Source organism: Bradyrhizobium sp. UNPF46 (genome assembly GCF_006658625.1).
Lineage (GTDB): Bacteria > Pseudomonadota > Alphaproteobacteria > Rhizobiales > Xanthobacteraceae > Bradyrhizobium > Bradyrhizobium nitroreducens.
Genome location: NZ_LFJB01000089.1, coordinates 1 through 24,356 on the forward strand (window position 1 = coordinate 1; position 24,356 = coordinate 24,356).

18 protein-coding genes and 1 pseudogene are annotated in these 24,356 nt (G+C 65.2%); 9 read left to right on the forward strand and 10 right to left on the reverse strand.

The annotated features are described in order from the left end of the window. Window positions 1-216: 216 nt before the first annotated feature. A complete protein-coding gene (locus UNPF46_RS31955; protein WP_142252717.1) occupies window positions 217-1,794 on the forward strand; it encodes a fatty acid--CoA ligase in 1,578 nt (525 codons plus the stop codon). Between the two features lie 118 nt (window positions 1,795-1,912). Here UNPF46_RS31955 and UNPF46_RS31960 read toward each other — a convergent pair whose 3' ends face one another. Then, window positions 1,913-3,187 (reverse strand): acyl-CoA dehydrogenase family protein, encoded by a 1,275-nt coding sequence (locus UNPF46_RS31960; protein ID WP_100178954.1) that lies wholly within the window; start codon window positions 3,185-3,187, stop codon window positions 1,913-1,915. A gap of 214 nt (window positions 3,188-3,401) precedes the next feature. On the opposite strand from UNPF46_RS31960, the gene UNPF46_RS31965 reads away from it, so the two are divergent. Beyond that, window positions 3,402-4,181, forward strand: a complete 780-nt coding sequence (locus UNPF46_RS31965; protein ID WP_100178955.1) for an enoyl-CoA hydratase-related protein — start codon at window positions 3,402-3,404, stop codon at window positions 4,179-4,181. 137 nt (window positions 4,182-4,318) lie between these two features. Here the strand turns inward: UNPF46_RS31965 and UNPF46_RS31970 are convergent, their stop codons facing one another. Genes UNPF46_RS31970 through UNPF46_RS31980 form a run of 3 tightly spaced genes read right to left on the reverse strand, consistent with a single transcriptional unit; the run spans window position 4,319 to window position 6,471 of the window. Then, window positions 4,319-4,696 carry a DUF6285 domain-containing protein gene (locus UNPF46_RS31970; protein ID WP_142252718.1) on the reverse strand — a complete coding sequence of 126 codons (378 nt, stop codon included), beginning with the start codon at window positions 4,694-4,696 and terminating at the stop codon, window positions 4,319-4,321. A gap of 3 nt (window positions 4,697-4,699) precedes the next feature. After that, a complete protein-coding gene (locus UNPF46_RS31975; protein ID WP_142252719.1) occupies window positions 4,700-5,686 on the reverse strand; it encodes a phosphotransferase family protein in 987 nt (328 codons plus the stop codon). Further along, window positions 5,683-6,471, reverse strand: a complete 789-nt coding sequence (locus tag UNPF46_RS31980; RefSeq protein ID WP_142252720.1) for an enoyl-CoA hydratase/isomerase — start codon at window positions 6,469-6,471, stop codon at window positions 5,683-5,685. The genes UNPF46_RS31975 and UNPF46_RS31980 overlap by 4 nt, the downstream gene beginning before the upstream one ends. A gap of 178 nt (window positions 6,472-6,649) precedes the next feature. Here UNPF46_RS31980 and UNPF46_RS31985 point away from each other — a divergent pair, with 178 nt between their 5' ends. The 5 genes from UNPF46_RS31985 (at window position 6,650) to UNPF46_RS38660 (ending at window position 11,009) form a co-directional block, all read left to right on the forward strand. Continuing rightward, a complete protein-coding gene (locus UNPF46_RS31985) occupies window positions 6,650-7,429 on the forward strand; it encodes an SDR family NAD(P)-dependent oxidoreductase (RefSeq protein WP_142252721.1) in 780 nt (259 codons plus the stop codon). 107 nt (window positions 7,430-7,536) lie between these two features. Next, window positions 7,537-7,917, forward strand: a complete 381-nt coding sequence (locus UNPF46_RS31990; protein WP_142252722.1) for a VOC family protein — start codon at window positions 7,537-7,539, stop codon at window positions 7,915-7,917. 335 nt (window positions 7,918-8,252) lie between these two features. Continuing rightward, window positions 8,253-9,530 (forward strand): acyl-CoA dehydrogenase family protein, encoded by a 1,278-nt coding sequence (locus UNPF46_RS31995; RefSeq protein ID WP_097665525.1) that lies wholly within the window; start codon window positions 8,253-8,255, stop codon window positions 9,528-9,530. A gap of 115 nt (window positions 9,531-9,645) precedes the next feature. Beyond that, a complete protein-coding gene (locus tag UNPF46_RS32000; protein WP_142252723.1) occupies window positions 9,646-10,263 on the forward strand; it encodes a flavin reductase family protein in 618 nt (205 codons plus the stop codon). Window positions 10,264-10,283: 20 nt separating this feature from the next. Next, window positions 10,284-11,009, forward strand: a complete 726-nt coding sequence (locus tag UNPF46_RS38660) for an N-acetyltransferase (RefSeq protein ID WP_349628187.1) — start codon at window positions 10,284-10,286, stop codon at window positions 11,007-11,009. A 115-nt stretch (window positions 11,010-11,124) separates the two neighbouring features. On the opposite strand, the gene yghU is transcribed toward UNPF46_RS38660, so the two are convergent. After that, window positions 11,125-12,000 carry a glutathione-dependent disulfide-bond oxidoreductase gene (yghU, locus tag UNPF46_RS32010; RefSeq protein ID WP_100178960.1) on the reverse strand — a complete coding sequence of 292 codons (876 nt, stop codon included), beginning with the start codon at window positions 11,998-12,000 and terminating at the stop codon, window positions 11,125-11,127. A gap of 373 nt (window positions 12,001-12,373) precedes the next feature. Between yghU and UNPF46_RS32015 the strand changes: the two genes are divergently transcribed. Further along, entirely contained in the window at window positions 12,374-13,507 is a 1,134-nt protein-coding gene (locus UNPF46_RS32015) for a nitronate monooxygenase (protein ID WP_142252724.1), read from the forward strand. Between the two features lie 139 nt (window positions 13,508-13,646). Continuing rightward, window positions 13,647-15,155 (forward strand): acetyl-CoA acetyltransferase, encoded by a 1,509-nt coding sequence (locus UNPF46_RS32020; protein ID WP_142252725.1) that lies wholly within the window; start codon window positions 13,647-13,649, stop codon window positions 15,153-15,155. A gap of 147 nt (window positions 15,156-15,302) precedes the next feature. Here the strand turns inward: UNPF46_RS32020 and UNPF46_RS32025 are convergent, their stop codons facing one another. From UNPF46_RS32025 to UNPF46_RS32045, 5 genes and pseudogenes are all read right to left on the reverse strand, one after another. Then, window positions 15,303-16,499 carry an efflux RND transporter periplasmic adaptor subunit gene (locus UNPF46_RS32025; protein ID WP_142252726.1) on the reverse strand — a complete coding sequence of 399 codons (1,197 nt, stop codon included), beginning with the start codon at window positions 16,497-16,499 and terminating at the stop codon, window positions 15,303-15,305. Next, window positions 16,486-19,665 (reverse strand): efflux RND transporter permease subunit, encoded by a 3,180-nt coding sequence (locus UNPF46_RS32030; RefSeq protein WP_142252727.1) that lies wholly within the window; start codon window positions 19,663-19,665, stop codon window positions 16,486-16,488. Before UNPF46_RS32030 ends, UNPF46_RS32025 begins: the two co-directional genes overlap by 14 nt. A 169-nt stretch (window positions 19,666-19,834) precedes the next feature. Next, window positions 19,835-21,931 carry a methyl-accepting chemotaxis protein gene (locus tag UNPF46_RS32035; protein ID WP_246668784.1) on the reverse strand — a complete coding sequence of 699 codons (2,097 nt, stop codon included), beginning with the start codon at window positions 21,929-21,931 and terminating at the stop codon, window positions 19,835-19,837. A gap of 245 nt (window positions 21,932-22,176) precedes the next feature. Continuing rightward, a complete protein-coding gene (locus UNPF46_RS32040; RefSeq protein WP_142252728.1) occupies window positions 22,177-23,871 on the reverse strand; it encodes a methyl-accepting chemotaxis protein in 1,695 nt (564 codons plus the stop codon). Window positions 23,872-24,101: 230 nt separating this feature from the next. Further along, window positions 24,102-24,356: pseudogene (locus UNPF46_RS32045) on the reverse strand (methyl-accepting chemotaxis protein); the annotation flags it as partial.

Genomic DNA, 24,356 nt, shown 5'->3' on the forward strand with positions numbered 1-24,356 from the left:
GACCATCCTCAACGCTATGCTGCGCGACCGAAAAATCTATAAGGTCGCACCGTCAACATAACAGTTGCCGGCTCTGCGCAGCAGCGCAAGGGCGCTGCAGCGCGTCCGGGACACGAGATTTCGCTTGTCCGGACGACAGCGGGGCTGCCATCTTGTCTTCATCCACGGATGTCGCCACACTCCCCGGCATAAGAACAACACCGCCACGGGAGAAACATGTCCACACAGCCATTGGCAAACCTCGCCGACATGGTGCGCGAGCGCGCCAAGAGCCGCGGCAATGCCGTCGCTTATGAATTCGAGGGCCGCGCGACCTCCTTTGCCGAGTTCGACGTCAAGACCAACAAGGTCGCGAACGCACTCATCGCGATGGGCGTGAAGAAGGGCGACCGCATCGCCTATCTCGGCAAGAACAGCGACGTCTATTTCGAGCTGCTGATGGGCGCGATGAAGGCCGGGGTCGTGATGGCGCCGGTGAACTGGCGGCTCGCCGGGCCCGAGGTTGCCTTCATCGTGGGCGATTGCAAGGCGCCGGTGCTGTTCGTCGGGCCGGAGTTCATCACGCTGGTCAAGCAGATCAAGGACCAGATCCCGAGCGTGCGCACCGTCATCACCACCGAGGGCGGCGCGCCGGAATGGCCGGATTTCACGGCGTGGCGCGATGCGCAGAGCGGCGACGATCCCAAGGTGCCGATCGACACGAAAGACATCGCGATCCAGCTTTACACGTCGGGCACCACGGGCAAGCCGAAGGGCGCGATGCTGAGCCACGCGAACTTCCTCAACCTGGTGCAGACCGGCAATGCCGAGGACAAGCCGGAGTGGAACCGGTGGTCGACCGACGACGTCTCGCTGGTGGCGATGCCGATCTTCCACATCGGCGGCTCCGGCTGGGGCGTGATGGGGCTCTATCACGGCGCCCGCGGCGTGATCGCGCGCGAATTCGACCCGACCAAGGTTTTGGATTTCTTCGAGCAGTCGGGCATCACGAAACTGTTCATGGTGCCGGCGGCGATGCAGTTCGTGGTGCGGCAGCCGCGCGCGAAGACGGTCGACTTCTCACGATTGAAATACATGCTCTACGGCGCCTCCCCTATCCCGGCGGCGCTGCTGAAGGAATGCATCGAGGTCTTCAAATGCGGCTTCGTGCAGATGTACGGCATGACCGAGACGACCGGCACCATCGTCGCACTGCCGCCTGAGGACCACGTCGAGGGCCTCGAGCGGATGCGCTCGGCCGGCAAGGCGCTGCCGGGCGTCGAGATCGCGATTCTGGATGCGGATGGCAAGCCGCTGCCGCCGCGCGAGGTCGGCGAGATCGCGACGCGCTCGGGCTCGAACATGGCGGGCTACTGGAATTTGCCGGAGGCGACCGCCGCGACGCTACGCGCCGACGGCTGGCTGCGCACCGGCGATGCCGGCTACATGGACGAGGACGGCTACCTCTACATCCACGACCGCATCAAGGACATGATCATCTCCGGCGGCGAGAACATCTACCCCGCCGAGGTCGAGAGCGCGCTGTGCGATCACCCCGACGTCGCCGAGGCCGCCGTGATCGGCGTGCCCGACGAGAAGTGGGGCGAGGCCGTGAAAGCGGTCGTGGTGATGAAGCCGGGCAAGGAGGCGAGCGCCACCGACATCATCAACTTCACCCGGACGCGCATCGCCGGCTTCAAGACGCCGAAGAGCGTGGAGTTCTTGGCGGCGCTGCCGCGGAACCCGTCGGGCAAGATCCTGCGGCGGCAGTTGCGTGAGCCGCACTGGGCGGGGAAGGACCGGCGGGTGAATTGACCAACGGTGCCGTAGGATGGGCAAAGGCGCGCCCTTCGCGCGCCGTGCCCACGCGGACGGAAAGACGTGGGCACGGCGCGAGAGCGCCTTTGCCCCCCTACCAAACCGGTGCAAGCCGTTAATGCTTCCCGGGTCCCATATAGCCGAACAGGAATCCCGCCACCTTCCGCATCTGGATCTCCTCGCTGCCTTCGGTGATGCGATAGCGGCGGTGGTGGCGGTAGATGTGCTCGAACGGCTTGTGGCGTGAGTAGCCCATGCCGCCATGGACCTGCATGGCGCGGTCGGCGGATTCGCAGCAGAGGCGGTTTGCCCAGTAGTTGCACATGGAGACGCGGTCGGAGAGCGTGCGCTCGATCTGCTCCTCGGTGAGCTGGTCCATCTCCCAGGCCGTCTTGCGGATCAAGAGGCGCAGCATCTCGGCTTGCGTGGCAAGCTCGACCAGCGGGAACTGGATCGCCTGGTTCTCCGCCAGCGCCTTGCCGAACGGCTTTCGCTCGCGCGCATATTTCACACTCTCATTGATGCAGTAGACCGCGGCACCGAGCGAGCTCGCGGCCTGGCGAATGCGGTTCTGATGGACGAAACATTGCGCCAGCGACAGGCCGCGGCCGACTTCGCCGAACAGCGCATCTTCCGGCACGAAGACATCCGTGAAGCTGACGCGCGGATGGTCGGTCGGCATGTTGAAGGTCCACATGTACTCTTCAATCTTGACGCCGTGGCTCTTGGCCGGCACCAGGAAGCAGGTGATGCCGCGGGCATCGCCGTCGTTGCCGGAGGTGCGCGCGAACAGCGCGCAATGCGTGGCGACGTGCATGCCGGTGGTCCACATCTTCTCGCCGTTGATGATCCAGCCCTTGACGTTGTCGCGGGTCGCGGGCACCGCGCGCGTCTCCATGTGCGTGGCGTCGGAGCCGTGAAGCGGCTCCGTCAAACCAAAGGTGATGCGGTACTTGCCCTTGATCGAGCCGTCGATCATCGCCTTCTGGTCGTCGCGGCCGTAACGGTCGAGCATGGTGACGACGGGGAAATTGCCGACGATGGAATGCTCGTTCTGGAGGTCGTTGTGCAGGCCGAGGCCCTTCGCGGCAAAATGCTCGCGGATCACGGCCATCCAGAGATTGGATCCGTCCTTGCCGCCATACTGCTTCGACACCGGAAAGCGCAGATGCCCGGCGGCGTCGGCGAGGTCCTTGGCCTTGCGCAGCAGCGCCTCCCATTCGTGCCGCGGCAGGCCACCATTCTCGAAGTCGGTGCGTGCCCATTCGCGGCGATGATCGAAGAAGCGGATGTTGTCGTCGGCTTCCTCCAACGGCTTGATCTCGCGCGCGATGAAACGGTCGAGCTCTGCGAGATAGGCGACGAGATCGGCAGGCAATGAGAAATCCAAGGGGTTCTCTCCCGGAGTGATTTTATCGTTTTGCGTTAAGGCGCTAGGCGCGTTTTTGCTTCGCACGATTAAGGTGAGAAGAGCGCGCCCAAGTCAAGCGAGCGAAGGCGTGCCGAAGGCGCAAGGCGCTTTGCGCAATTCGGTGGTGCTCAGGCGTACCCGCACGATAGTATGGCGCCAATATTCCTTCGAAAGAAAATCCGGGAGCCGCGCGATGGAGCTGAAATTCTCAAAGGTGGAACGCAAGGGGCCGATCACGATCGTCACGCTGTCGCGGCCCGAAGTCTACAACGCGCTGCACACCGATGCGCATTTCGAACTGCAGAAGGTGTTCGATGATTTCTCCGGAGACCCCGAGCAGTGGATCGCTGTCGTCACGGGCGCCGGCGACAAAGCGTTCTGCGCCGGCAACGACCTGAAGTGGCAGGCCGCGGGGGGAAAGCGCGGCTGGGACAAGGGCGGCTTCGCCGGCCTCACCTCGCGTTTCGACTGCGACAAGCCGATCATCGCCGCCGTGAACGGCGTCGCCATGGGCGGCGGCTTCGAGATCGCGCTGGCCTGCGATCTCATCATCGCCGCGGAGAATGCGACCTTCGCCCTGCCCGAGCCGCGCGTTGGACTAGCCGCGCTGGCCGGCGGCCTGCACCGCCTGCCCCGGCAGATCGGGCTGAAGCGCGCCATGGGCATGATCCTCACCGCACGCCACGTTAGCGCCAAGGAAGGTCTCGAGCTCGGCTTCGTCAACGAGGTGGTGCCGCAGGGCGAGGCGCTCGCGGGCGCGCTGCGCTGGGCGGAGACGATCGCCAAGAACTCGCCGATGTCGATCCGCGCCTCCAAACAGGCGATCCAGAAGGGGCTCGGGGTTTCGCTGGAGCAGGCCATCGCGGAGCAACGCGACTATCCGGCCGTGCAGGCGATGGTGGCCTCGCAGGACTACATCGAAGGGCCGAAGGCGTTCTCGGAGAAGCGACCGCCGAAATGGGTGGGGAAGTAGGGCGCCGCTCTCACCGCCGTCATTCCGGGGCGCGCCTTCTTAGGCGCGAGCCCGGAATCCATCGGGCGGCAGAACGCGTGGATGAATGGATTCCGGGTTCGTCGCTCCGCGACGCCCCGGAATGACGGTGGACAGACCTACCCGCCCCGCCCAAGCTCCCTTTTGTACGACGCGTAGTTCGGCTGATCGACGGCGAGCTTGTCCATCGTGGTCGCCCAGAGGTGGTCGGCAAGTCCGAGCGTTGCGAGATCGAGCTCCCCCTTCGCGATGCGGTCGGCCAGCACCCGGTTCAGCTCGGTCACCGAGCCGTCGATGCCGAGCAAGGCGCGCAGTCGTCCGACTTCCGCGGCATCGCTGTCCTCCTCCCGCGTCAGCTGCCGCGTGACGAGGTCGAGGATGTTGATGGCGACGCGGAGCTTGAAGGCCTGATGACCGGAGATCAGCGGGGTGATGTCGTTGCGGAGGAAATCGGCGACCGATTTGGTCAGCTCGATCGGGCTCGGCTCGTCCTGCATGTGTCAGCTCCCGCGCGGCGCCAGCAGCCGCAACAGATCGATCTCGGTCTCGCTGGCGCGACGGCCGATCATGGCGCGCTCCATGGAATGGTCGGGGCCCTCGCGGAACCGCTGCATCATGCCGCCGCACATGATGCCCCAGCGCAGCGTGCCCATCACTTCCCAGAATTTTACGCGCGTAGGATCCACCATGCGGCCGGCCGCCTCGTAACCCGCGAACAGCTCCTCGCGTGTACCAAAACCACCGACGGGCTTGTCGATCTCGCCGAAGCGCCATGAATTGACGCAGACCCAACCGAGATCCTCCATGGGGTCACCGAGATGGGCGAGCTCCCAGTCCAGCACGGCGCGGACGCCATCCGCACCGATGATGAGATTGCCGTTGCGGAAATCGCCGTGCACCAGCGTGGTCTCGGCCGACGGGCCGGGATCGTGATCCCGAAGCCAGCGCAGCGCCAGCTCGAACACCGGCTTCGGCCAGTTCAGGCTGCGATAATCGCGTTCGAACTCGGAGATCTCCTGCGTCGCACCGCGGCTGCGCAGCTCGGGCAACTTGTCCTTTGGCAACCGGTGCAGGCCAGCAAGAATGCCGCCGATCTGCCGCGCAAGCAGCGGACGCGCCGCCGCATATTCGTCATCGCGAAGGATCTTGCGCGCGATGGTCTCGCCCTCGATCCGCTGCATGATGAAGCCGGTGCCGAGGTCGTCCTCGGGAACGAGCACATGCAGCACGCGCGGCGACGGCACGCCGGCCTCGAAAGCGAGCTGCATCAGCTGCGCTTCGGCGGCAAGACCCGCCGCGCGCGTCGGCGCCGCGCCATAGCCCTTCGGCGAACGCCGCAGGATCGCGCCGATGACGCCATCGGGATGCACGATGTCGAAGCGCCAGGTCTCCTGACTGGCGCCGCCCGACAATTTTGCCGCAGAGGTCGCGCCGGTCGCGCCCTTGCACCAGCGCTGAACGCTGCGGGAAAGCTCAGCCTCGATCATTTGCCCTTGAACTGCGCCGGGCGCTTCTCCAGGAACGCACCGACGCCCTCGCGGAAATCCTGGGTGTCGCCGGCGCGAAGCTGGCACTGGAATTCGAGGTTGAGCTGATCCTCGAAGGAGTTTTCGGGGCTGTCCCAGTAGAGCTTGCGGATCAGCGACAGCGCCACCGTCGGGCCGCTGGCGAGATCGCGCGCGAGCTTCATCGCCTCCTCCATCAGCACGGCGTCGTCATAAACGCGGTTGACGAGGCCCCATTCCAGCGCCTTCTCGGCCGGCAGCCGCTCGCCCATCAGCGACAATTCGATCGAGCGCGCGCGGCCGATGAGGCGCGGCAAGAGCCAGGTCGAGCCGCAATCCGGCACGAGACCGATGCGACGGAAGGCCTGAAGAAAGTAAGAGGACCGCGCGCATAAAATCATGTCGCCGAGCAGCGCGAAGCTCATGCCGGCGCCGGCGGCCGGGCCGTTGACCGCGGTGATGATGGGGCAGTGCAGATTGCGAATGCGGCGCAGGAAGGGGTGAAAACCGGTCTCCAGCGTCAGCCCGGCTTTGGTCTTCTTCGACTGGTTGTTGCGCCCTTGCAGATTGGCGCCGGTGCAGAAGGCGCGGCCGGCGCCGGTCAGCACGACGCAGCGCACCTCGTCCTTCTTCTCCTCGATCGCATCGAGCGCCTCGGCGAGGCCGCCCAGCATATCGACGGACACCGCGTTCATCACCTCCTGATGGTCGAGCTTGAGGATTGCGACCGAGCCATCGAAATCGAGCGTGACGTGTTTGAACTGCATGGCTTCCTCGTCAGTTGCAGCCTGCGCCAGTTTCGCAGACCGGAATTCGTTTTGCCGGGGCGCATATTTGATTTTTGGAGCGGTCTTGTCCATGGTGATCAGAGCATAGCAAGCAATCTTGCGCGCAGCGGCTGATGGGCCGCATGCCAGGATTCCTCGCAAAAACAGGAAACGCGCCATGAACCTTTTCGACCTCTCCGGCCGCGTCGCCGTGATCACCGGCGGCAATGGCGGCATCGGTCTCGGCATCGCGCAGGCGCTCGCGGGCCAGGGCTGCAGCGTCTCGATCTGGGGCCGCAACGCCGACAAGAACAAGGCCGCCGCCGCGAGCATGGCGGGGCTGCCGGGCAAGGTCGACGCCCGCGTCTGCGACGTCACCGATCCGGCCTCCGTCAACGCCGCGATGAAGGCGACGCTCGATGTGTTCGGCCGGGTCGACGGCTGCTTCGCCAATGCAGGCATCGGCGGCGGCGGCCGCAGGTCCTTCATCGAGCGCACCGAGGAGGAATGGCGCACGATGTTCGCGACCAATCTCGACGGCGTGTTCCATGCGTTCCAGGCGGCGGCCAAGCACATGACCGAGCGCGCCAATGCCGGCGACCCCTTCGGGCGGCTGGTGGCGACCTCCAGCCTCGCCTCGATCTTCGGCACCGCGCGCAACGAGCACTATGCCGCGACCAAGGCCGCGATCAACGCGCTGGTGCGCGCGCTCGGCGTCGAGCTCGCCCGCCACGGCGTCACCGCCAACGCGATCCTGCCCGGCTGGATCAAGAGCGACATGACGTCGGGCCTGATGGCCAACGAGAAATTCGTCGGCAACGTGATGCCGCGCATTCCGATGCGCCGCTTCGGCGAGGCCAGCGATTTCGGCGGCATCGCCGTGTATCTGATGAGCAAGGCGTCGTCGTATCATACGGCCGATACGTTCGTGATCGACGGCGGCTATACGGCGTTTTAGTTCGTAGCCCGGATGGAGCGCAGCCTAATCCGGGACCGCAAAAAGCAAGCAAGACCCGGATTTCGCTGCGCTCCATCCGGGCTACACACTCTGAGGGGAATGGGCAAATGTTCTCGCATATCATGATCGGCACCAACGATCTCGACAAGGCCAAGGCGTTCTACGACAATCTGCTGAGCACGCTCGAGGTGCGGCCAGCCAGGGTCGACGGCCATCGGATCTTCTACATCACCAAGACCGGCGTGTTCTCGGTGTCGAAGCCGATCAACGGCGAGCCGGCGACCTGCGCCAATGGCGGCACGATCGGCTTTGCGGCCAATTCACCGGAGCAGGTCGATGCCTGGCATGCGGCTGGTGTCGCCGCCGGCGCAAAATCGATCGAGGATCCGCCGGGAGTTCGTCAGGGTCCGGGCGGCAAACTCTATCTCGCCTATTTGCGCGATCTCGACGGCAACAAGATCTGCGCGATGCATCGGATGCCGAACTAAGCTAGCCGCAGAGCCGGTGTCGTCCCCGTCTGGTGCGCAATTGCGCACGGGAGCGGGGACCCATAACCCCAGGGAGCGGTTATGGAGCGAGTTGGTCACTCCGAGTCTTCGCCAAACTTTTCCTGTGGTTATGGGTCCTGGATCTGCGCGCGCTTGTGGCGCGCTTGTCCGGGACGACACTGGGAAGATTTCTCGCCCCCCATTCAAACAACGTTTCAAACGCCACGTGATATTCCATCGCGTGGCATGGCTGCGCGTGAAAATGCGCGCTCGCACTTTGGCCGGGCCGGCACTATTCTGCCGCCAGAACGATCTCAAGCGTCCCGGGAGGAACAATGACAAAACACACCTACATTCCCCGCACCACCAACTACACCCTCAACCCCGGCGACGAGCTCAACGACCTCCGCATGTCGGACCAGGTCCGGCCGCTCTACGACCACGTCAAGAAGTTCATCCGCGACACCGTCGAGCCGATGTCGATCGAGTTCGCCAAGGCCGGCGAAGGCAAGGAGGATCGCTGGAGCTTCACGCCGAAGCAGCTCGAGGTGCTGGAGAAGGCCAAGAACAAGGCCAAGCAGGAAGGCCTCTGGAACTTCTTCCTGCCCGATGACGAGACCGGCCAGGGCCTGAAGAATCTCGATTATGCCTATATCGCATCCGAGCTCGGCAAGAGCCCGCTGGCATCAGAGACCATGAACTGCTCGGCGCCCGATACCGGCAACATGGAGGTGCTGGAGCGGGTCGGCACCAAGGAGCAGAAGGAGAAGTGGCTGAAGCCACTGCTCAACGGCGAGATCCGCTCCGCCTATGTCATGACCGAGCCGAACGTCGCCTCCTCCGACGCCAAGAACATCTCGACCACGGCGAAGCTGGTCGGCGACGAATGGGTCATCAACGGCGAGAAGTATTACATCTCCGGCGTCGGCGATCCCCGCTGCAAGATCCTGATCGTGATGGTGAAGACCAATCCGGACGCGGCGCCGAGCAAGCAGCAGTCGCAGATCCTGGTGCCGCGCGACACGCCCGGCGTCGAGGTGCTCGGGCCCATGTACGTGTTCGGCCAGGACCACGCGCCGCGGGGCCACATGCACATGCGCTTCAACAATGTGCGCGTGCCGAAGGAGAACATGCTGCTCGGCGAAGGCCGCGGCTTCGAGATCTCGCAGCTCCGCCTTGGACCCGGCCGCATCCATCACTGCATGCGCACCATCGGCAAGGCCGAGAAGGCGCTCGACCTGATGGTGCAGCGTGGCCTCACCCGCGAGGCCTTCGGCAAGAAGATCGCTCATCTCGGCGGCAACATGCAGATCATCGCGCAGGCGCGCTGCGAGATCGAGGCGATGCGGCTGATGGTGCTGAAGGCCGCCAAGGCCATGGACGTGCTCGGCAACAAGGAAGCCCGGGTCTGGGTCTCCATGGTCAAGGCCATGGTGCCCGAGCGCGCCTGCAAGATCATCGACCAGGCCATCCAGATGCACGGCGCCACCGGCATCTCGCACTGGACCCCGCTCGCCGAGATGTACCAGGACGTGCGCCACCTTCGCTTTGCCGACGGTCCGGACGAGGTGCACTGGATGGTGGTGGGGCGCCACGAGCTGAGCATGGCGTGATCTCAACTCGTCATGCGCGGGCTTGACCCGCGCATCCATCGAAGGGTGCATTTCTTCAGGATTGATGGATTGCCGGGTCAAGCCCGGCAATGACGCCTTGCCCACGGAGCCACCCATGGACTACGCCGCCAGCGAGCTGACGCCACGCGAGCGCTACAAGGTGCTGACGTCCTTCATCCTGCCGCGGCCGATCGCCTGGGTGACGACGATCGGGCCGACCGGGGTGGTCAACGCCGCCCCGTTCAGCTTCTTCAACGCCTTCTGCGAGGACCCGCCGCTCTGCATGTTCGCGGCCAACCGCAAGCCTGATGGCCGGGACAAGGACACCTTCCTCAACATCCAGGCGACCTCCGAGTTCGTCGTCAACCTCGCCGACGAGCCGCTGGCGCGGGCGATGCACGAGAGCAGCGGCGACTTTCCGCCTGAGATCGGCGAGCCCGATTATCTCGGGCTCAAGCTTGCGCCCTCGACGACAATCGCCGTGCCACGGCTCGCCGACACGCCCTGGGCGATGGAGTGCAAGCTCTGGAAGCTGATCGACGTCAACGACGACCGCAAGCTGATCATGGGCGAAGGCCTCCACTTCCACATCCGCGACGAGCTGTGGGACGACGAGGCGATGCGGGTGCACATGGACCGCTATCACCCGATCGGCCGCATGTTCGCCGACCGCTACTGCCGCACCGATGACCGCGTGGTGTTTCCGGCGGCGGAGGGCGTGAAGACCAAATAATCGAACCCGGGAGCGCGACGATGCCGGAAGCCTTTCGCGACAACGAAGAACGTGAGCGGTTCGAGCTCGATGTCGACGGGCCGATCGCCTTCGTCACCTACCGCAAGACCGACGGCGCGATCACGCTGGTGCACACCGAGGTGCCGCCGGAACTCGGCGGCCGCGGCATCGGCTCGAAGCTCGGCCGCGCCACGCTGGATGCGGTGCGGGCGCAGGGTCGCAAGCTCTCCGTCGAGTGCGACTTCATCCGCAATTTCATGCGCAAGGATCCCGGCTACAACGACCTCCTGGCGGAGGGCGGGGATGCGGACGCTGAGCCGCAGGCGAGCTATCGCGCCGGCTGCTTCTGTGGAGCTGTCGAGGTCGAGGTCACCGGCAAGGCGATGTTTTCGGGCTATTGCCATTGCGCCGATTGCCAGGCGTGGTCGGCCGCGCCGATCAACGCGTTCAGCCTGTGGAAATCGGACAGTGTGCGCATCATCAAAGGCGAGGCGGAGCTCGGGACGTACAACAAGACCGAGCATTCCTATCGGAAGTTCTGCAAGCGCTGTGGCGGCCACGTCATGACCGAGCACCCGCGGATGCGGCTGATCGACGTCTATGCCAATCTGCCGAGGGGATATCAGCACCAGCCGACCCTTCACGCGAACTACGCGAGCAAGATGGTGTCGGTCAGGGACGGCTTGCCGAAATATGCCGATCTGCCGGCGGAGCTCGGCGGCTCCGGCGAGATGCTGCCGGATTGATCGTATGGCGGATTGGCTCGCGGCTGCGCGAAGCGCAGTCCGCTGGCGTAATCCGCCGAACGCATACTGGACGAATAATGGCGGATTACGCCTTCGGCTGATCCGCCCTACGCATCTATGTCGCCGGCGCCACCTTGTCCTGCGTCTTGGTCTCGAAATCGCCGGCGTCGTGGCGTTCGTGGAGCTGGCTGGCGGGGTCGCCGGAGACGCGGTTGACCATGCGGCCGCGCTTCACGGCCGGGCGCTGCGCGATCTGGTCGGTCCAGCGCTGCACGTTCTTGTAGTCCTGCACCGACAGGAATTCGCCGGCGCCATAGACCAGCCCCTTGGCGAGCGCGCCGTACCACGGCCACACCGCGATGTCGGCGATGGTGTAGTCCTTGCCCGCGAGATATTCGTTGTCGGCAAGGCGCCGGTCGAGCACGTCGAGCTGGCGCTTGACCTCCATCGCGAAACGATCGATGGCGTATTCGATCTTGAACGGCGCATAAGCGTAGAAATGGCCGAAGCCGCCGCCGAGATAGGGCGCGCTGCCCATCTGCCAGAACAGCCAGGACATCGCCTCGGTGCGGGTCTTGACGTCCTTCGGCAGGAAGGCGCCGAACTTCTCGGCGAGGTAGAACAGGATCGAGCCGGATTCGAACACGCGGATCGGCTCCGGACCGGAGCGATCCATCAGCGCGGGGATTTTCGAGTTCGGGTTGATGTCGACGAAGCCGCTGCCGAACTGGTCGCCATTGCCGATCTTGATCAGCCAGGCGTCATATTCGGCGCCCTTGTGGCCGAGCGCCAGCAGCTCCTCCAGCATCACCGTCACCTTCACGCCGTTCGGGGTGGCCAGCGAATAGAGCTGAAGCGGATGCTTGCCGACCGGCAGCTCCTTGTCGTGAGTGGGGCCGGCGATCGGGCGATTGATGCTGGCGAACTGCCCGCCATTCTCCTTGTTCCAGGTCCAGACTTTGGGCGGCACGTAGGCGGGGGCGTCGGTCATGGCGGGGCTCCGGCAGAAAGATGCGTCTGCATTAATTAGCCTGGGATTGGCCGATGGCAAGGGCGCCGGACGCATTTTCGGGCGGGCAGCTCCGCGTTTTGTCATGGCAACCCCTCTCTGCCGTCATTCCGGGGGCCCGCAGAGCGAGCCCGGAATCCATCGCGCCGCCAGGAATGCTCTCTGAGACATGGATTCCGGGTTCTCGCTTGCGCGAGCCCCGGAATGACGGCGTCACTTAGGACGCCGCAGCCTGCGGATAGAGCGCAACGTCTACACACAAGATGCCTTGCCGAATCCGGCATGTCATCGATCAGCCAGCGTCACCTCGCTCCGAGCCAAGCGAGGTGAGCGCGCAGGCCGCCGGGAGGAAGCCATGAAATCGCCGATCTGCGACATGCTGGGCATCGAGTTCCCGCTGCTCGCCTTCAGCCATTGCCGCGATGTCGTCGCCGCCGTCAGCCGCGCCGGCGGCTTCGGCGTGTTGGGTGCGACCGTGCACACGCCCGATACGCTCGAACGCGAGCTGAAATGGATCGACAACCACGTCGACGGCAAGCCTTACGGCATCGACGTGCTGATCCCCGAGAACATCTCGACCGCAGGCGAGAAGGACGTCACCTGGAAGAGTCTCGAAGCGCGCGTGCCGCAGCAACATCGCGCCTATACGCGCGACCTCCTGAAGAAATACGGCATCGAACTGACGAGCACGGAGGTCGCCGCCGATCAGCCGCAGCCGTTCGATGCGAAGACGGCGCTTGAGCTGCTCGAAGTCTCCTTCAACCATCCGATCCGCCTGATCGCCAATGCGCTGGGCGTGCCGCCGAAGGCGATGATCGAGATGGGCAAGAGGCACGGCGTGCCGGTCGCAGCCCTCGTCGGCGCCAAGGAGCACGCGCTGCGCCAGGTCGCGGCCGGCGTCGACATCCTCGTGGTGCAGGGCACCGAGGCCGGCGGTCATTGCGGCGAGGTCTCGACCATGGTGCTGGTGCCGGAGGTGATCAAGGCGATCAAGCCGATCCGCGACGTGCCGGTGCTCGCCGCCGGCGGCATCATGACGGGACGGCAGATGGCGGCCTGCATGGCGATGGGCGCGGCCGGCGCCTGGACCGGCTCGGTGTGGCTTGCGACCGTGGAGTCCGAGACCACGGAGATCTTCCGCGAGAAGATGATCGCGGCGTCCTCGCGCGATGCGGTGCGCTCCAAGGGCCGCACCGGCAAGCCGGCGCGGCAGCTGCGCTCGGTCTGGACCGACGCCTGGGATCGCGCGGCCGAAAGCCCGGGCGCGCTGCCGATGCCGCTGCAGAGCATCATCAGCCGCGATGCCTTCAACTCGATCGACCGCGCCGCCGCGAGCGGCAATGCGCGGGCGCGCGATCTCGTCAGCTATTTCGTCGGCCAGGGCGTCGGCCTGATCGACAGCGTGAAATCGGCGGGCGCCGTGGTGCAGGAGTTCAAGGAAGAGTTCGCCGAAGCCGTCGAGCACATGAATGCGCTGGTGGCGGAGTAGATGTAGACCCTCATGGTGAGGAGGCGCGCAAGCGCCGTCTCGAACCATGAGAGCCCGCGGCCCATCCTTCGAGACGCCTGCCTTGCAGGCTCCTAAGGATGAGGTCTGAGATGTCCGAGAGAGTGAAGAAGCAAGAACAATGGCGACTGTTTCCCCTGACCGCATCCCCGTCATCGTCGGCATCGGCGAGATCGTCGACCGCCCCAAGGAGATCACCGAGGGCCTCGAACCACTCGATCTGCTCGAACAGGCGCTGCGGCGCGCCGAGGCGGACGCCGGCGCAAAACTGCTCGGCGAGGTGCAGTCGCTCGACGTCGTCAATTTCCTGAGCTGGCGCTATCGCGATCCGGAGCAACTGTTGGCGCAGCGCCTCGGCGTCTCGCCGTCCCATTGCTATTACGGTCCGGTCGGCGGCGAGAGCCCGATCCGCTACATCCACGAAGCCGCCAAGCGCATCGCGCGCGGCGAACGCACCGTGGCAGCCGTCTGCGGCGCCGAGGCGCAATCGACCGCGACCAAGGCCGAGCGCGCCGGCGTCAAGCTGCCATGGACGCCGTTCGCCCATGACGTCGAGGAGCCCAAGCGCGGCGCGGCGTTCCAGAAGCCGCTGGCCGTCAAGCTCGGCGTATTCCGACCCGTGACGGTCTATCCGTTCTACGAGGCCGCCTCCGCCGCGCATTGGGGCCAGACGCCGCGCGAGGCGATGGCGGAGTCTGGCACGCTGTGGTCGCGCTATTCGGAAGCGGCCGCGCGAAATCCCAATGCCTGGCTGAAGCGGCGCTATGCGCCGGAGGAAATCACGACACCGACGGCGGACAATCGCCTGATCGCCTGGCCCTACAACAAGCTCATGGTCGCAAACCCCAGCGTCAACATGGGCAGCGCGCTGCTGCTAACCAGCCTTGCCAAGGCGCGGGCGCTCGGCATTCCCGAAGACAAGCTGGTCTATCCACTCGGCGGCGCCTCGGCGGAAGAGCCGCGCGACTATCTGTTGCGCGATCAGTTCTACGAGAGCCATCCGCAGAACGCAGTATTGAAAGCGGTGATGGACCTTGCCGGCGGCGACGGCAGAAGGTTCGATGCGATCGAGCTCTACAGCTGCTTCCCCTGCGTGCCCAAGATGGCGCGGCGTACGCTGGGCCTCGGCGCCGACGTGCAGCCGACCGTGACCGGCGGCCTCACCTTCTTCGGCGCGCCGCTCAACACCTACATGACGCATGCGGCCTGTGCGATGGTGCGGCGGATGCGCGAGGGCGCAAGGCTCGGCCTGCTCTACGGCCAGGGGGGCTTCGTCACCAAGCATCACGCGCTGGTGGTGGCGAAGACCCCGCCGCGCGCGGCGCTGGCGCAGGACACCAGCGTGCAAGGCGAGGCCGACCGCAACAAGCGCGCGGTGCCGGAGTTCGTGACGGAGGCTTCGGGCAAGGGCAAGGTCGAGAGCTTTACCGTGCTCTACGGCCGCGGCGGCGATGTCGAGCACGGCGTGGTGATGCTGCGGACGGCGGACGACCGGCGCACGCTGGCGCGGATTCCGGAGAGCGATGACGGGACGCTGGCGCATCTGCTGAATATGGATCGCACGCCGGTGGGTTCGATTGGCGAAATCGCGATGAGTGCGGATGGCGTGCCGGAGTGGCGGGTGGCGTAATCTCTCGTGTCCCGGACGCGGTGCGGCGCGAAGTGCCGCTCCGCAGAGCCGGGACCCAGAAAGCGACACTGTACTTTGAGGAGAGATGGGTCCCGGCTCTGCAGCGCATCACTGCGTGCTGCGCTGCGTCCGGGGCACGAGACTGCCCTACCCCTTCGGCGCCTGCTTCTCTGACGCGGTTGTCGGCTTACCCTTGGCGCCGACCACTCGCACTGCATCGCCGTCCGAGAGACCGTCCGGCGGTGCCGTGATGACGCGGTCGTCCGCGGCAATCCCCGAGGCGAGCTCGATCTCGCGGCCGAGATCGCGGGCGATGGTCACCGGCTTGAACAGCACCTTGTCGTCGGCACCGACGGTGGCGACACGCAGGCCGCTGCTGTTGAAGATCAGCGCGCTGGCGGGGATGCTGAGCGGGGCGGAATCGCGCTGCAGGTTCAGCTTCACGCTGGCATAGCCGCCGGGCATCAGCTCGCCTGAGGAATTGTCCAGCCCGAGCTGCATGCGCGTGGTACCGGAGGCGACGTCGACCGCCTGCGACGAGGCCTCAACCGTCGCCTGGAAATTCCGGTTCGGGTATTCCGGCAGCGTGATCGTAGCCTTGGCGCCGATCCTGATCGCCGGCACGTAATTCTGGGGCACGTTGACGTAGACGCGCAGCTTGGTGATGTCGGAGACGACGAACATCGCAGGTCCCGAGCCGCCGCCGGCGTTGATCAGCGCGCCAACATCGGTGTCGCGCGCGGTGACGACGCCGTCGAACGGCGCGGTGATCTTCTTGTAGCCGGCGAGCGCTTCCAGCCGCTCGACATTGGCCTGGCCCGAGCGAACTGCCGCGTTCTTGTTGGAGAGATCGGCGGTGCGCTCGTCGATCTCCTGCGCGGAGACGAAGTTGGAGGCGACCAGGGTCTTGCGGCGATTGAGGGTCGCTTCCGACAACCGCGCACTGGCCTGCTGGCTGGCGAGGTCGGCTCTCGCCTGCAGCAGTTGCTGGTCGAGATCGGGCGCCTCGATCTCGGCGATCGCTTGACCGGCCTTCACGCGCGCACCGATATCGGCGCTCCAGCTCTTGAGATAGCCGGGGACCCGGGCAAAGATCGGCGCGCGATAATAGGCCTCCAGCCGGCCCGGCAGATCGATGGTGGCGTTGAGGGCCTTGGCGCTCGGCTGCGTCACCGCGACGCTCGGAACGGCCTGATCGTCGGTCCACTCCTTCAGCTTGGAGCCCTGCTCCTCGCGGGCGCGGATGCCGGTGCCGACGACGAGACCGGCCGCGATCAGCGCCACCACGCCGAAGATGCCCAGTTTCCGGTGCGACACCGGCGAGCGGGGTTCAGTGGGCGACATGCAGGGTCTCCAATGAGGCGGCGGCTTTGGCGCCTTGTTTCTTGTGTACCATGCTGAACACCACGGGAACAAATACCAGCGTGGCGAAGGTTGCAAAGATCAGGCCGCCGATCACGGCGCGGCCAAGTGGCGCATTCTGCTCGCCGCCCTCGCCCAGCCCCAGCGCCATCGGCGCCATGCCGATGATCATGGCGAGCGCAGTCATCAGGACGGGGCGGAACCGGACGAAGCCGGCTTCGAGCGCCGCCGCGATGGGATCGCCGAGCTCGGCATAGCGTTCGCGGGCGAAGGAGATCACGAGCACGCTGTTGGCGGTGGCAACGCCCATGCACATGATGGCGCCGGTGAGCGCGGGAACCGACAGCGTGGTCCCGGTCGTGAACAGCATCCAGACGATGCCGGCGAGCGCGGCCGGCAGCGCCGTGATGATCACGAACGGATCGGACCAGGACTGGAAGTTCACCACGATCAGGAAGTAGATCAGCACGACGGCACCGAGCAGGCCGAACAAGAGGCCGGTGAAGGCGCCGTTCATGGTCTGCACCTGGCCGAGCAGCACCACGGAGGAGCCCTTCGGCACCTCCTTGGCGGTGTCGGCGATCACCTGGCGGATATCGGCGGCGACCGCGCCGAGATCGCGGCCCGAGGTCGTCGCGAAGATCTGCACCATCGACTGGATGTCGTATTGCGAGACCACCGCGCTCGAGGTCGAGCGCTTGATGTCGGCGATGCCGCCGAGGATCGGCGACTGCGAATTGCCGGCGGCGGTAATCGGCAGCGTCTGCAGCGCGCTGAGCGAATCGATCTGGTATTGCGGCGTCTGCATCACGATCGAATAGGACACGCCGTTGTCAGGGTTGAGGTAGTAGGTCGGCGCGACCTGCGAGGAGCCGGCGAGATTGACCACGAGGCTGTTGGTGACGTCGCGCTCGGTCAGGCCGACATATTGCGCGCGGGTGCGATCGACGTCGATGTTGAAGGTCGGATTGTTCGGCGATTGCTGGATACGCGCGTCGGCAACGCCGGGAATCCTGCGAACCTTGGCGAGCAGGCTGTTGGCGTAGGCGAAGTTGGCGGCAAGATTGGCGCCGCGGATCTGCAGGTCGATCGGCGCCGGCGCGCCGAAGTTCAGGATCTGGCTGACGATGTCTGCAGGAAGGAAGGCGAAGCTGACGCCGGGGAACAGGCGCGGCAATTGCTCGCGCAGCACCTTCACGTGCTCGTCGGTCGGCTTGTGGCCCTCTTTCAGCTTGATCTGGATGTCGCCGTCCTGCGGGCCGGTCACGCCGGTGTTGTTGTAGGTCATGTTGATGCCGGAGATCGGCATGCCGATGTTGTCGGTCATGGTCTCGATCTCGCCCGGGATCAGCTTGCGCACGGCCTTCTGCACGTCGGCGAGCTGGTTGGCTGTCTCCTCGACACGGGTGCCGACCTGGGTGCGGACATGCATCAGGATGTTGCCGGCATCGACCGCGGGGAAGAAGTTGCGCCCGAGGAACGGCACCAGCGCGAAGGAGGCACCGACCACGCAGATAAAGCCGATCACGAACACCGCCCGGTGTGCCAGCGCGAGGCCGAGCAGGTCGTGATAGAAGCCGCGGACGCGCTCGAACCGCGCCTCGAATCCGCGCTGGAACCAGACGAAAGGATTGCGCGATTTCGGCGGCCCGCCTTCGTGATGGACATGGGCCTGCAGCAGATAGTTCGCCATGGTCGGCACCAGCGTGCGCGACAGGATGAACGACCAGATCATCGCGAACATCACCGCTTCCGCCATCGGCACGAACAGGAAGCGCGCAACGCCGGAGAGGAAGAACATCGGCACGAACACGATGCAGATGCACAGCAGCGAGACGAAGGCCGGCGTCACGATCTGGTTGGCGCCGTCGAGGATCGACTGTTCGACCGGCTTGCCCTGCTCCAGATGGTAGTTGATGTTCTCGATGGTCACGGTGGCGTCGTCGACGAGGATGCCGACGGCGAGCGCCAGCCCCCCAAGCGTCATGATGTTGAGCGTCTCCCCGATCGCCGACAGCATGATGATGGCGCCCAGCACCGACAGCGGGATCGACACCGCGATGATGATGGTCGAGCGCCAGCTGCCGAGGAACAGCAGGATCATGACGCTGGTGAGCAACGCCGCGATCACGCCTTCGACGGCGACGCCCTGGATCGCGCCGCGGACGAACACCGACTGGTCGCCGATGAAGCCGATCTTGAGCGCGTCGGGAAGCTGGTCCTTGACGTCGATCACCTTCTGCTTGATGCCGGCGATGATGTCGAGCGTCGAGGTCGCGCCCGCCTTCAGCACCATCATCAGCACTGAGCGGTTGCCGTCGACATGGACGATGTTGGTCTGCGGCGGATTGCCGTCGCGCACGGAGGCGACGTCACGCACATAGACCATGGCGCCGTTGACGGTTTTGATCGGGAGGTTGCCGAGCTCGTCGATCTTCAGCGGCGAGTTGTTGAGCTGGATGTTGTACTCGAACTGGCCGATCTTCTGGGTGCCGACCGGCGTGATCAGGTTCTGCGCGGCCAGCGCATTGGCGACGTCCTGGCCGGACAGGCCGCGGGCCTGGAGCGCGGTGGGATCGAGATCGATCGTAACCTGGCGCTGCTTGCCGCCGAACGGATAGGGGATCGCGGCGCCGGGCACGGTGACCAGGGGCGTGCGGAGATTGTTGATGCCGATATCGGCGAGGTTCTGCTCGGTCAGGCCATCGCCCGACAGCGCCACCTGGATGATCGGCACGGTGGACGCCGAGTAGTTCAGGATCAGGGGCGGCGTCGCCCCCGGCGGCATCTGCTTGATCAGCGTCTGCGAGATCGCGGTGACCTGCGCGTTGGCGGTGCGGATGTCGACGTTGGGCTGGAAGAAGATCTTGATGATGCCAAAGCCGTTGTAGGAATTGGCGGTGATGTGCTCGATGTCGTTGACCGTCGTCGTCAGCGCACGCTGGAACGGCGTCGTGATACGGCCGGACATCTGGTCGGGTGGCAGGCCGGTGTACTGCCAGACCACGCCGATCACGGGAATGCGGATGTCCGGGAAGATGTCGGTCGGGGTCCGCAGCGCCGCCAGCGGTCCGATGATCAGCAGCAGGAGCGCCAGCACGACGAACGTATAGGGCCGGCTCAGGGCAATACGGACCAGAGCAATCATGCGCCAGGCAATTCCAGGTCAAGCGAGAATACGGAATCTGCCCCCACGGCGATCCCCGTTTCTCCTTTACCCCGGCACCGCCGGAAACGCTAATAACCAGAACTATCCTGCATTCACGTCCCTGCTACCGCACTGCGAAATTGACATCGCAGCCATGCGGCCACTTGGCTCAGGCGGCGCGGACCGTGTCCAGGAACTTGCCGACCTCGAGCTTGAGGCGATTGGAATCCCGCGACAGCATCTGCGCTGCCGACAGCACCTGAGACGAGGCCGAACCGGTCTCGGTGGCGCCGTGCTCGACATTGCCGATATTGGCCGACACCTGCTGCGTTCCCTGGGCCGCCTTCTGCACGTTCCGCGCGATCTCCTGCGTCGCTGCGCCCTGCTCTTCGACGGCCGCCGCGATGGCCGAGGCGATCTCCGACAGCTGCCCGATCGAGCCGCCGATGTCCCGGATGGCACCGACGGAGTCCTGGGTGGCTGCCTGAATGCCGGTGATGTGCTGGGAAATCTCGCCGGTGGCTTTTGCCGTCTGCTCGGCGAGCGCCTTCACCTCGGAAGCGACCACCGCAAAGCCTCGACCGGCCTCGCCCGCACGCGCGGCCTCGATCGTGGCGTTGAGAGCCAGGAGATTGGTCTGTCCGGCGATCTGGTCGATCAGTTCGACGACGTCGCCAATCCTGGAGGCCGCTCGGGACAATTCGCCGATCCTGTCATTGGTTCGTCCCGCCTGGCCGACGGCCTCGTTGGCCATCCGCGCCTGGTCCTGAACCCGCCGGCTGATCTCGTTGACGGAGGACGAGAGCTGCTCGGTCGCCGAGGCGACCGATTGGACGTTGGAGGATGCTTCGTCCGAGGCCGCAGCGACCACGACCGCCAATTGCTGTGCGCGCTCGGCAGTCGTGTTCAGCGTGCCGGCCGAGGCTTCGAGCTCGGTCGATGCGGAGGACACCGTGTCGATGATCTCGCCGATGGCGGTCTCGAATGTGCCGGCGAGCCTGTGCATGTCGGCCTTGCGCTGCTCGGCGGCGATCCGGTCCTGCGTGATCTTGGCCTCGGCTTCCGCGCGCGCCTTCTCTTCGGCCTTGACCTTGAAGACTTCGACCGCGTGAGCCATGTCGCCGATTTCGTCCTTGCGCCCGAGGCCGGGCAGGACGACGGAGAAGTTGCCGGCGGCAAGTTCGCCCATGGCGCCCGTCAGGGCGGACAGCGGGCGCAATATCCGCGAGAACGCCACCCAAAAGCTGAGCAATGCGAGAACGACGCTCGCAAGGAGGATGCCGCCGCTGACGACGAGATTTGACGTGGCTCTTGCGGCCAGCCCCGCTGCCTCGCGATCAGCATCCGCTGCGATGGCCTGACCAAGCTGCAGGATCGTGTTGATGGCGCCGGTGGCACTCGCCACATAGTCGTCGCCTGAGATCCTGTACTCGCCCGTCTTGCCGTCTCCGACGACATCTCCGCGCAGCGAACCGTAAGTGCGGAAGTATTTCTGCTCGACGTCCTTGATCGCCTGGACAAGACCCGCCGAGACATCGGCGCGCTGGGCGACGGGTGAGATGGTCTCCCAGGCGAGCTCGACATGGCCGCGGAATCCGGACATCACGCCGATCCCCTCCGCGGTGAGTTTCGCATGAGCGCTGATTAGCCCCCCGAGGAAGGCTCGCTCGCGGCCAGCATTCTCGGCCATCTCCGCGGTGAGATGGCGAAGCCCGACAAGCCGTGTCATGGCCGCCGACGGCGAATCGGTCAACGTCTCCAAAGTCAGTCGCAGCCGGTTGGCGGCGATCTCGATGAGCTCGGTCAAGGCCGGAACGACGGCGTCGACGACTTTAGGATCGCGCTCAGCCCTCGGCTTGACCAGATCCGCGTCGACCTTGCGGCGCAGGCTCTCGGCGCCCTGAAGCGCGCGCTCGGCTTCCGCGATCCGCGGCTCGGCGGCTTTCATCGCAGGCAAGTTGCGCAGGCGCTGTGCGGCGCCGCGGAAGGCGCGATCGGAAGCTGCGCGGAGCCGGTCGATCTCGGCGCGGCGGTCTGCAGCGACGAGCTGGGGCGCGTTCAGCGCCGCGTTGGTCATTCCCCGCTCCAGAGCCCACTGTCCGGCGCTCACGAGCAATTGCTGCGATATTCCATTGAGGTCGACGAAGGCGTGCGCCTCCTGTCGGTCGTGATAGGCTCCGACAGCCGTGTAACCGGTGGCGGCCACTCCCATCAGGGCGAGAGCCGAGACAATCAGAGGCAGGATCGTTCCAATTCGCAAGTGCACGGCTCGCTTCCCTCTCGTGAGCACCGCCCGAAAACAGCAGTTCTGCGAAAGCAATAGCCGGCAGTGGCAACTTGGGATTGTCTCACATCAAAGAACGTCGCGACCTTCACCTCTGCATGCGATTCTTCGGACCTTATGATTATCGAATCGTTGATTGCGAGGTGCGACGCAAGCCGCAAGAAAAGCTGCGATCGGTGAGATCGCAGCTTGGCAGCCCGTCATGCGCGAGCGCAGCTGATCCGCGGCTAGGCGGCGCGGACGGAGTTCAGGAACTTGCCGACCTCGAGCTTGAGTCGATTGGAGTCGCGCGACAGCATCTGCGCCGCCGACAGCACCTGCGAAGATGCCGAGCCGGTTTCGGAGGCGCCGCGCTGCACGTCGCCGACATTGGACGAGACCTGCTGGGTCCCCTGGGCCGCCTGCTGGACGTTGCGGGCGATCTCCTGGGTTGCCGCACCCTGCTGCTCCACGGCCGCCGCGATCGCCGAAGCGATCTCCGACAGGCGCGCGATGGTGCCGCTGATCTCACCGATGGCGCTGACTGAATCCTGCGTCGCGCTCTGAATGCCGCCGACCTGCTGGCCGATCTCGCCGGTGGCCTTGGCCGTCTGCTCGGCGAGCGCCTTGACCTCGGAGGCCACGACGGCGAAGCCGCGTCCTGCCTCGCCCGCCCGCGCCGCCTCGATCGTGGCATTGAGCGCCAGCAGATTGGTCTGGCCGGCGATCGCGTTGATGAGCTCGACGACGTCGCCGATCCGCGAGGCCGCCCGCGACAATTCGCTGACGCGTTCGGTGGTGGCATGCGCCTGGCTGACCGCTTCGCTCGCGATCTTGGAGGAATCCTGCACCTGACGGCCGATCTCGCGTACTGAGGACGACATCTCCTCGGCGGCGGACGCCACCGAATGGACATTGGAGGACGCAGCCTCCGAGCCGGTTGCCACCGCTGTCGCCAGTTCCTGCGCCCGGCCCGCGGTCGAGGACAGCGTCGAGGCCGACGCCTCGAGCTCGGTTGCGGCCGACGACACCGTCTCGACGATCTCGCCGATCGCGGCCTCGAATCCGTCAGCAAGCTTGGTCATGTCCGCCTTGCGCTGCGCCTCGGCGCGGCGCTGCACCGCCTGCACCTCGTCGCGGCTGAAGCGGATGATGGTCTGCACGGTCTGAATGTTGCGTAGCGCCTCGCCGATCTCGTCGTCGCGCTCGATCACGATGCGATTGTCCAGCTTGTCCTGCACGAGGTTGACCAGGATCTCGTTGAGCTGCTGCATCGGCCCCTGGATCGCGCGCATGGTTGAGAGGCCCGCAAAGCTGACGATGGCGGTGCCGACGACGGCCAGTGCCGCCAGGATGAGGCTGGTCGAACCGCTGGTGGAAAGCGCGCCGACAATGCTGAGCGCGAGCATGAATAGCGCCTGAAGCACCATCGTCGTGACGAGGCGCGCCTTGAGCGTGCCGGTGAAGACGCTGAAGCGGTCGAGCCACGAGCGGCGGCGGATGATGCCGGCGTCAATGCGATAGCCATGCGACCTCTTTTCACGGATCGCGGCGTAGACCTCTTCGGCAAGCCTGCGCTGGTCGGCCGGCAGCTTGGTGCGAATCGAGGTGTAGCCCTTGACCTGGCCGTTCTCCCGGATCGGAGAGGCCGTCGCCAGCACCCAGTAGAAGTCGCCATTCTTGCGGCGGTTCTTGACCGCACCGAGCCAAGGCTTGCCGGCCTTCAGCGTGTCCCAGAGGTTGTCGAACGCCTCGGGCGGCATGTCGGGATGACGGACAATGTTGTGCGGCTGGTTCATCAGCTCAGCCGACGTGAAGCCGGCGGCCGCGATGAAATCCTCGTTGAAGTAAGTGAGCTTGCCCTTGAGGTCGGTCCGCGAAACGATCAGCGTCTCGTCGCTGACGGGATATTCAACATCGGTGACCGGAAAATTCTTGCGCATGGGATGACCCCGAAACCTGGATTAAAATGATTCCATTCCAATCGGGACCGTCTTCAAACGAAGCCGCCCTCGCTCGCATTGTCGTAAATGCGGCTTAACCATCGATGAAATGAGCCGCCCGTAACACTACGGGCGGCCCCGCCACTGTTGCTTGCGAGCAACATCATGCTTCCGCCAAAACAAAACGAGCGGCGCTTTTGGCGCCGCTCGTCGTTCGGTCGGATGAAGGATCAGGCTGCGCGCACGTTAGTCAGGAACTTGCTGACCTCGTTCTTCAACCGTCCGGAATCGTTCGACAGCATCTGTGCCGCCGACAGCACCTGTGAGGAGGCCGTGCCCGTCTCGGTCGCGCCGCGCTGCACGTCGGTGATGTTGGAGGAGACCTGCTGGGTGCCCTGTGCGGCCTGCTGCACGTTGCGGGCGATCTCCTGCGTCGCCGCGCCCTGCTCTTCCACTGCGGCGGCGATCGCCGAGGAGATTTCCGA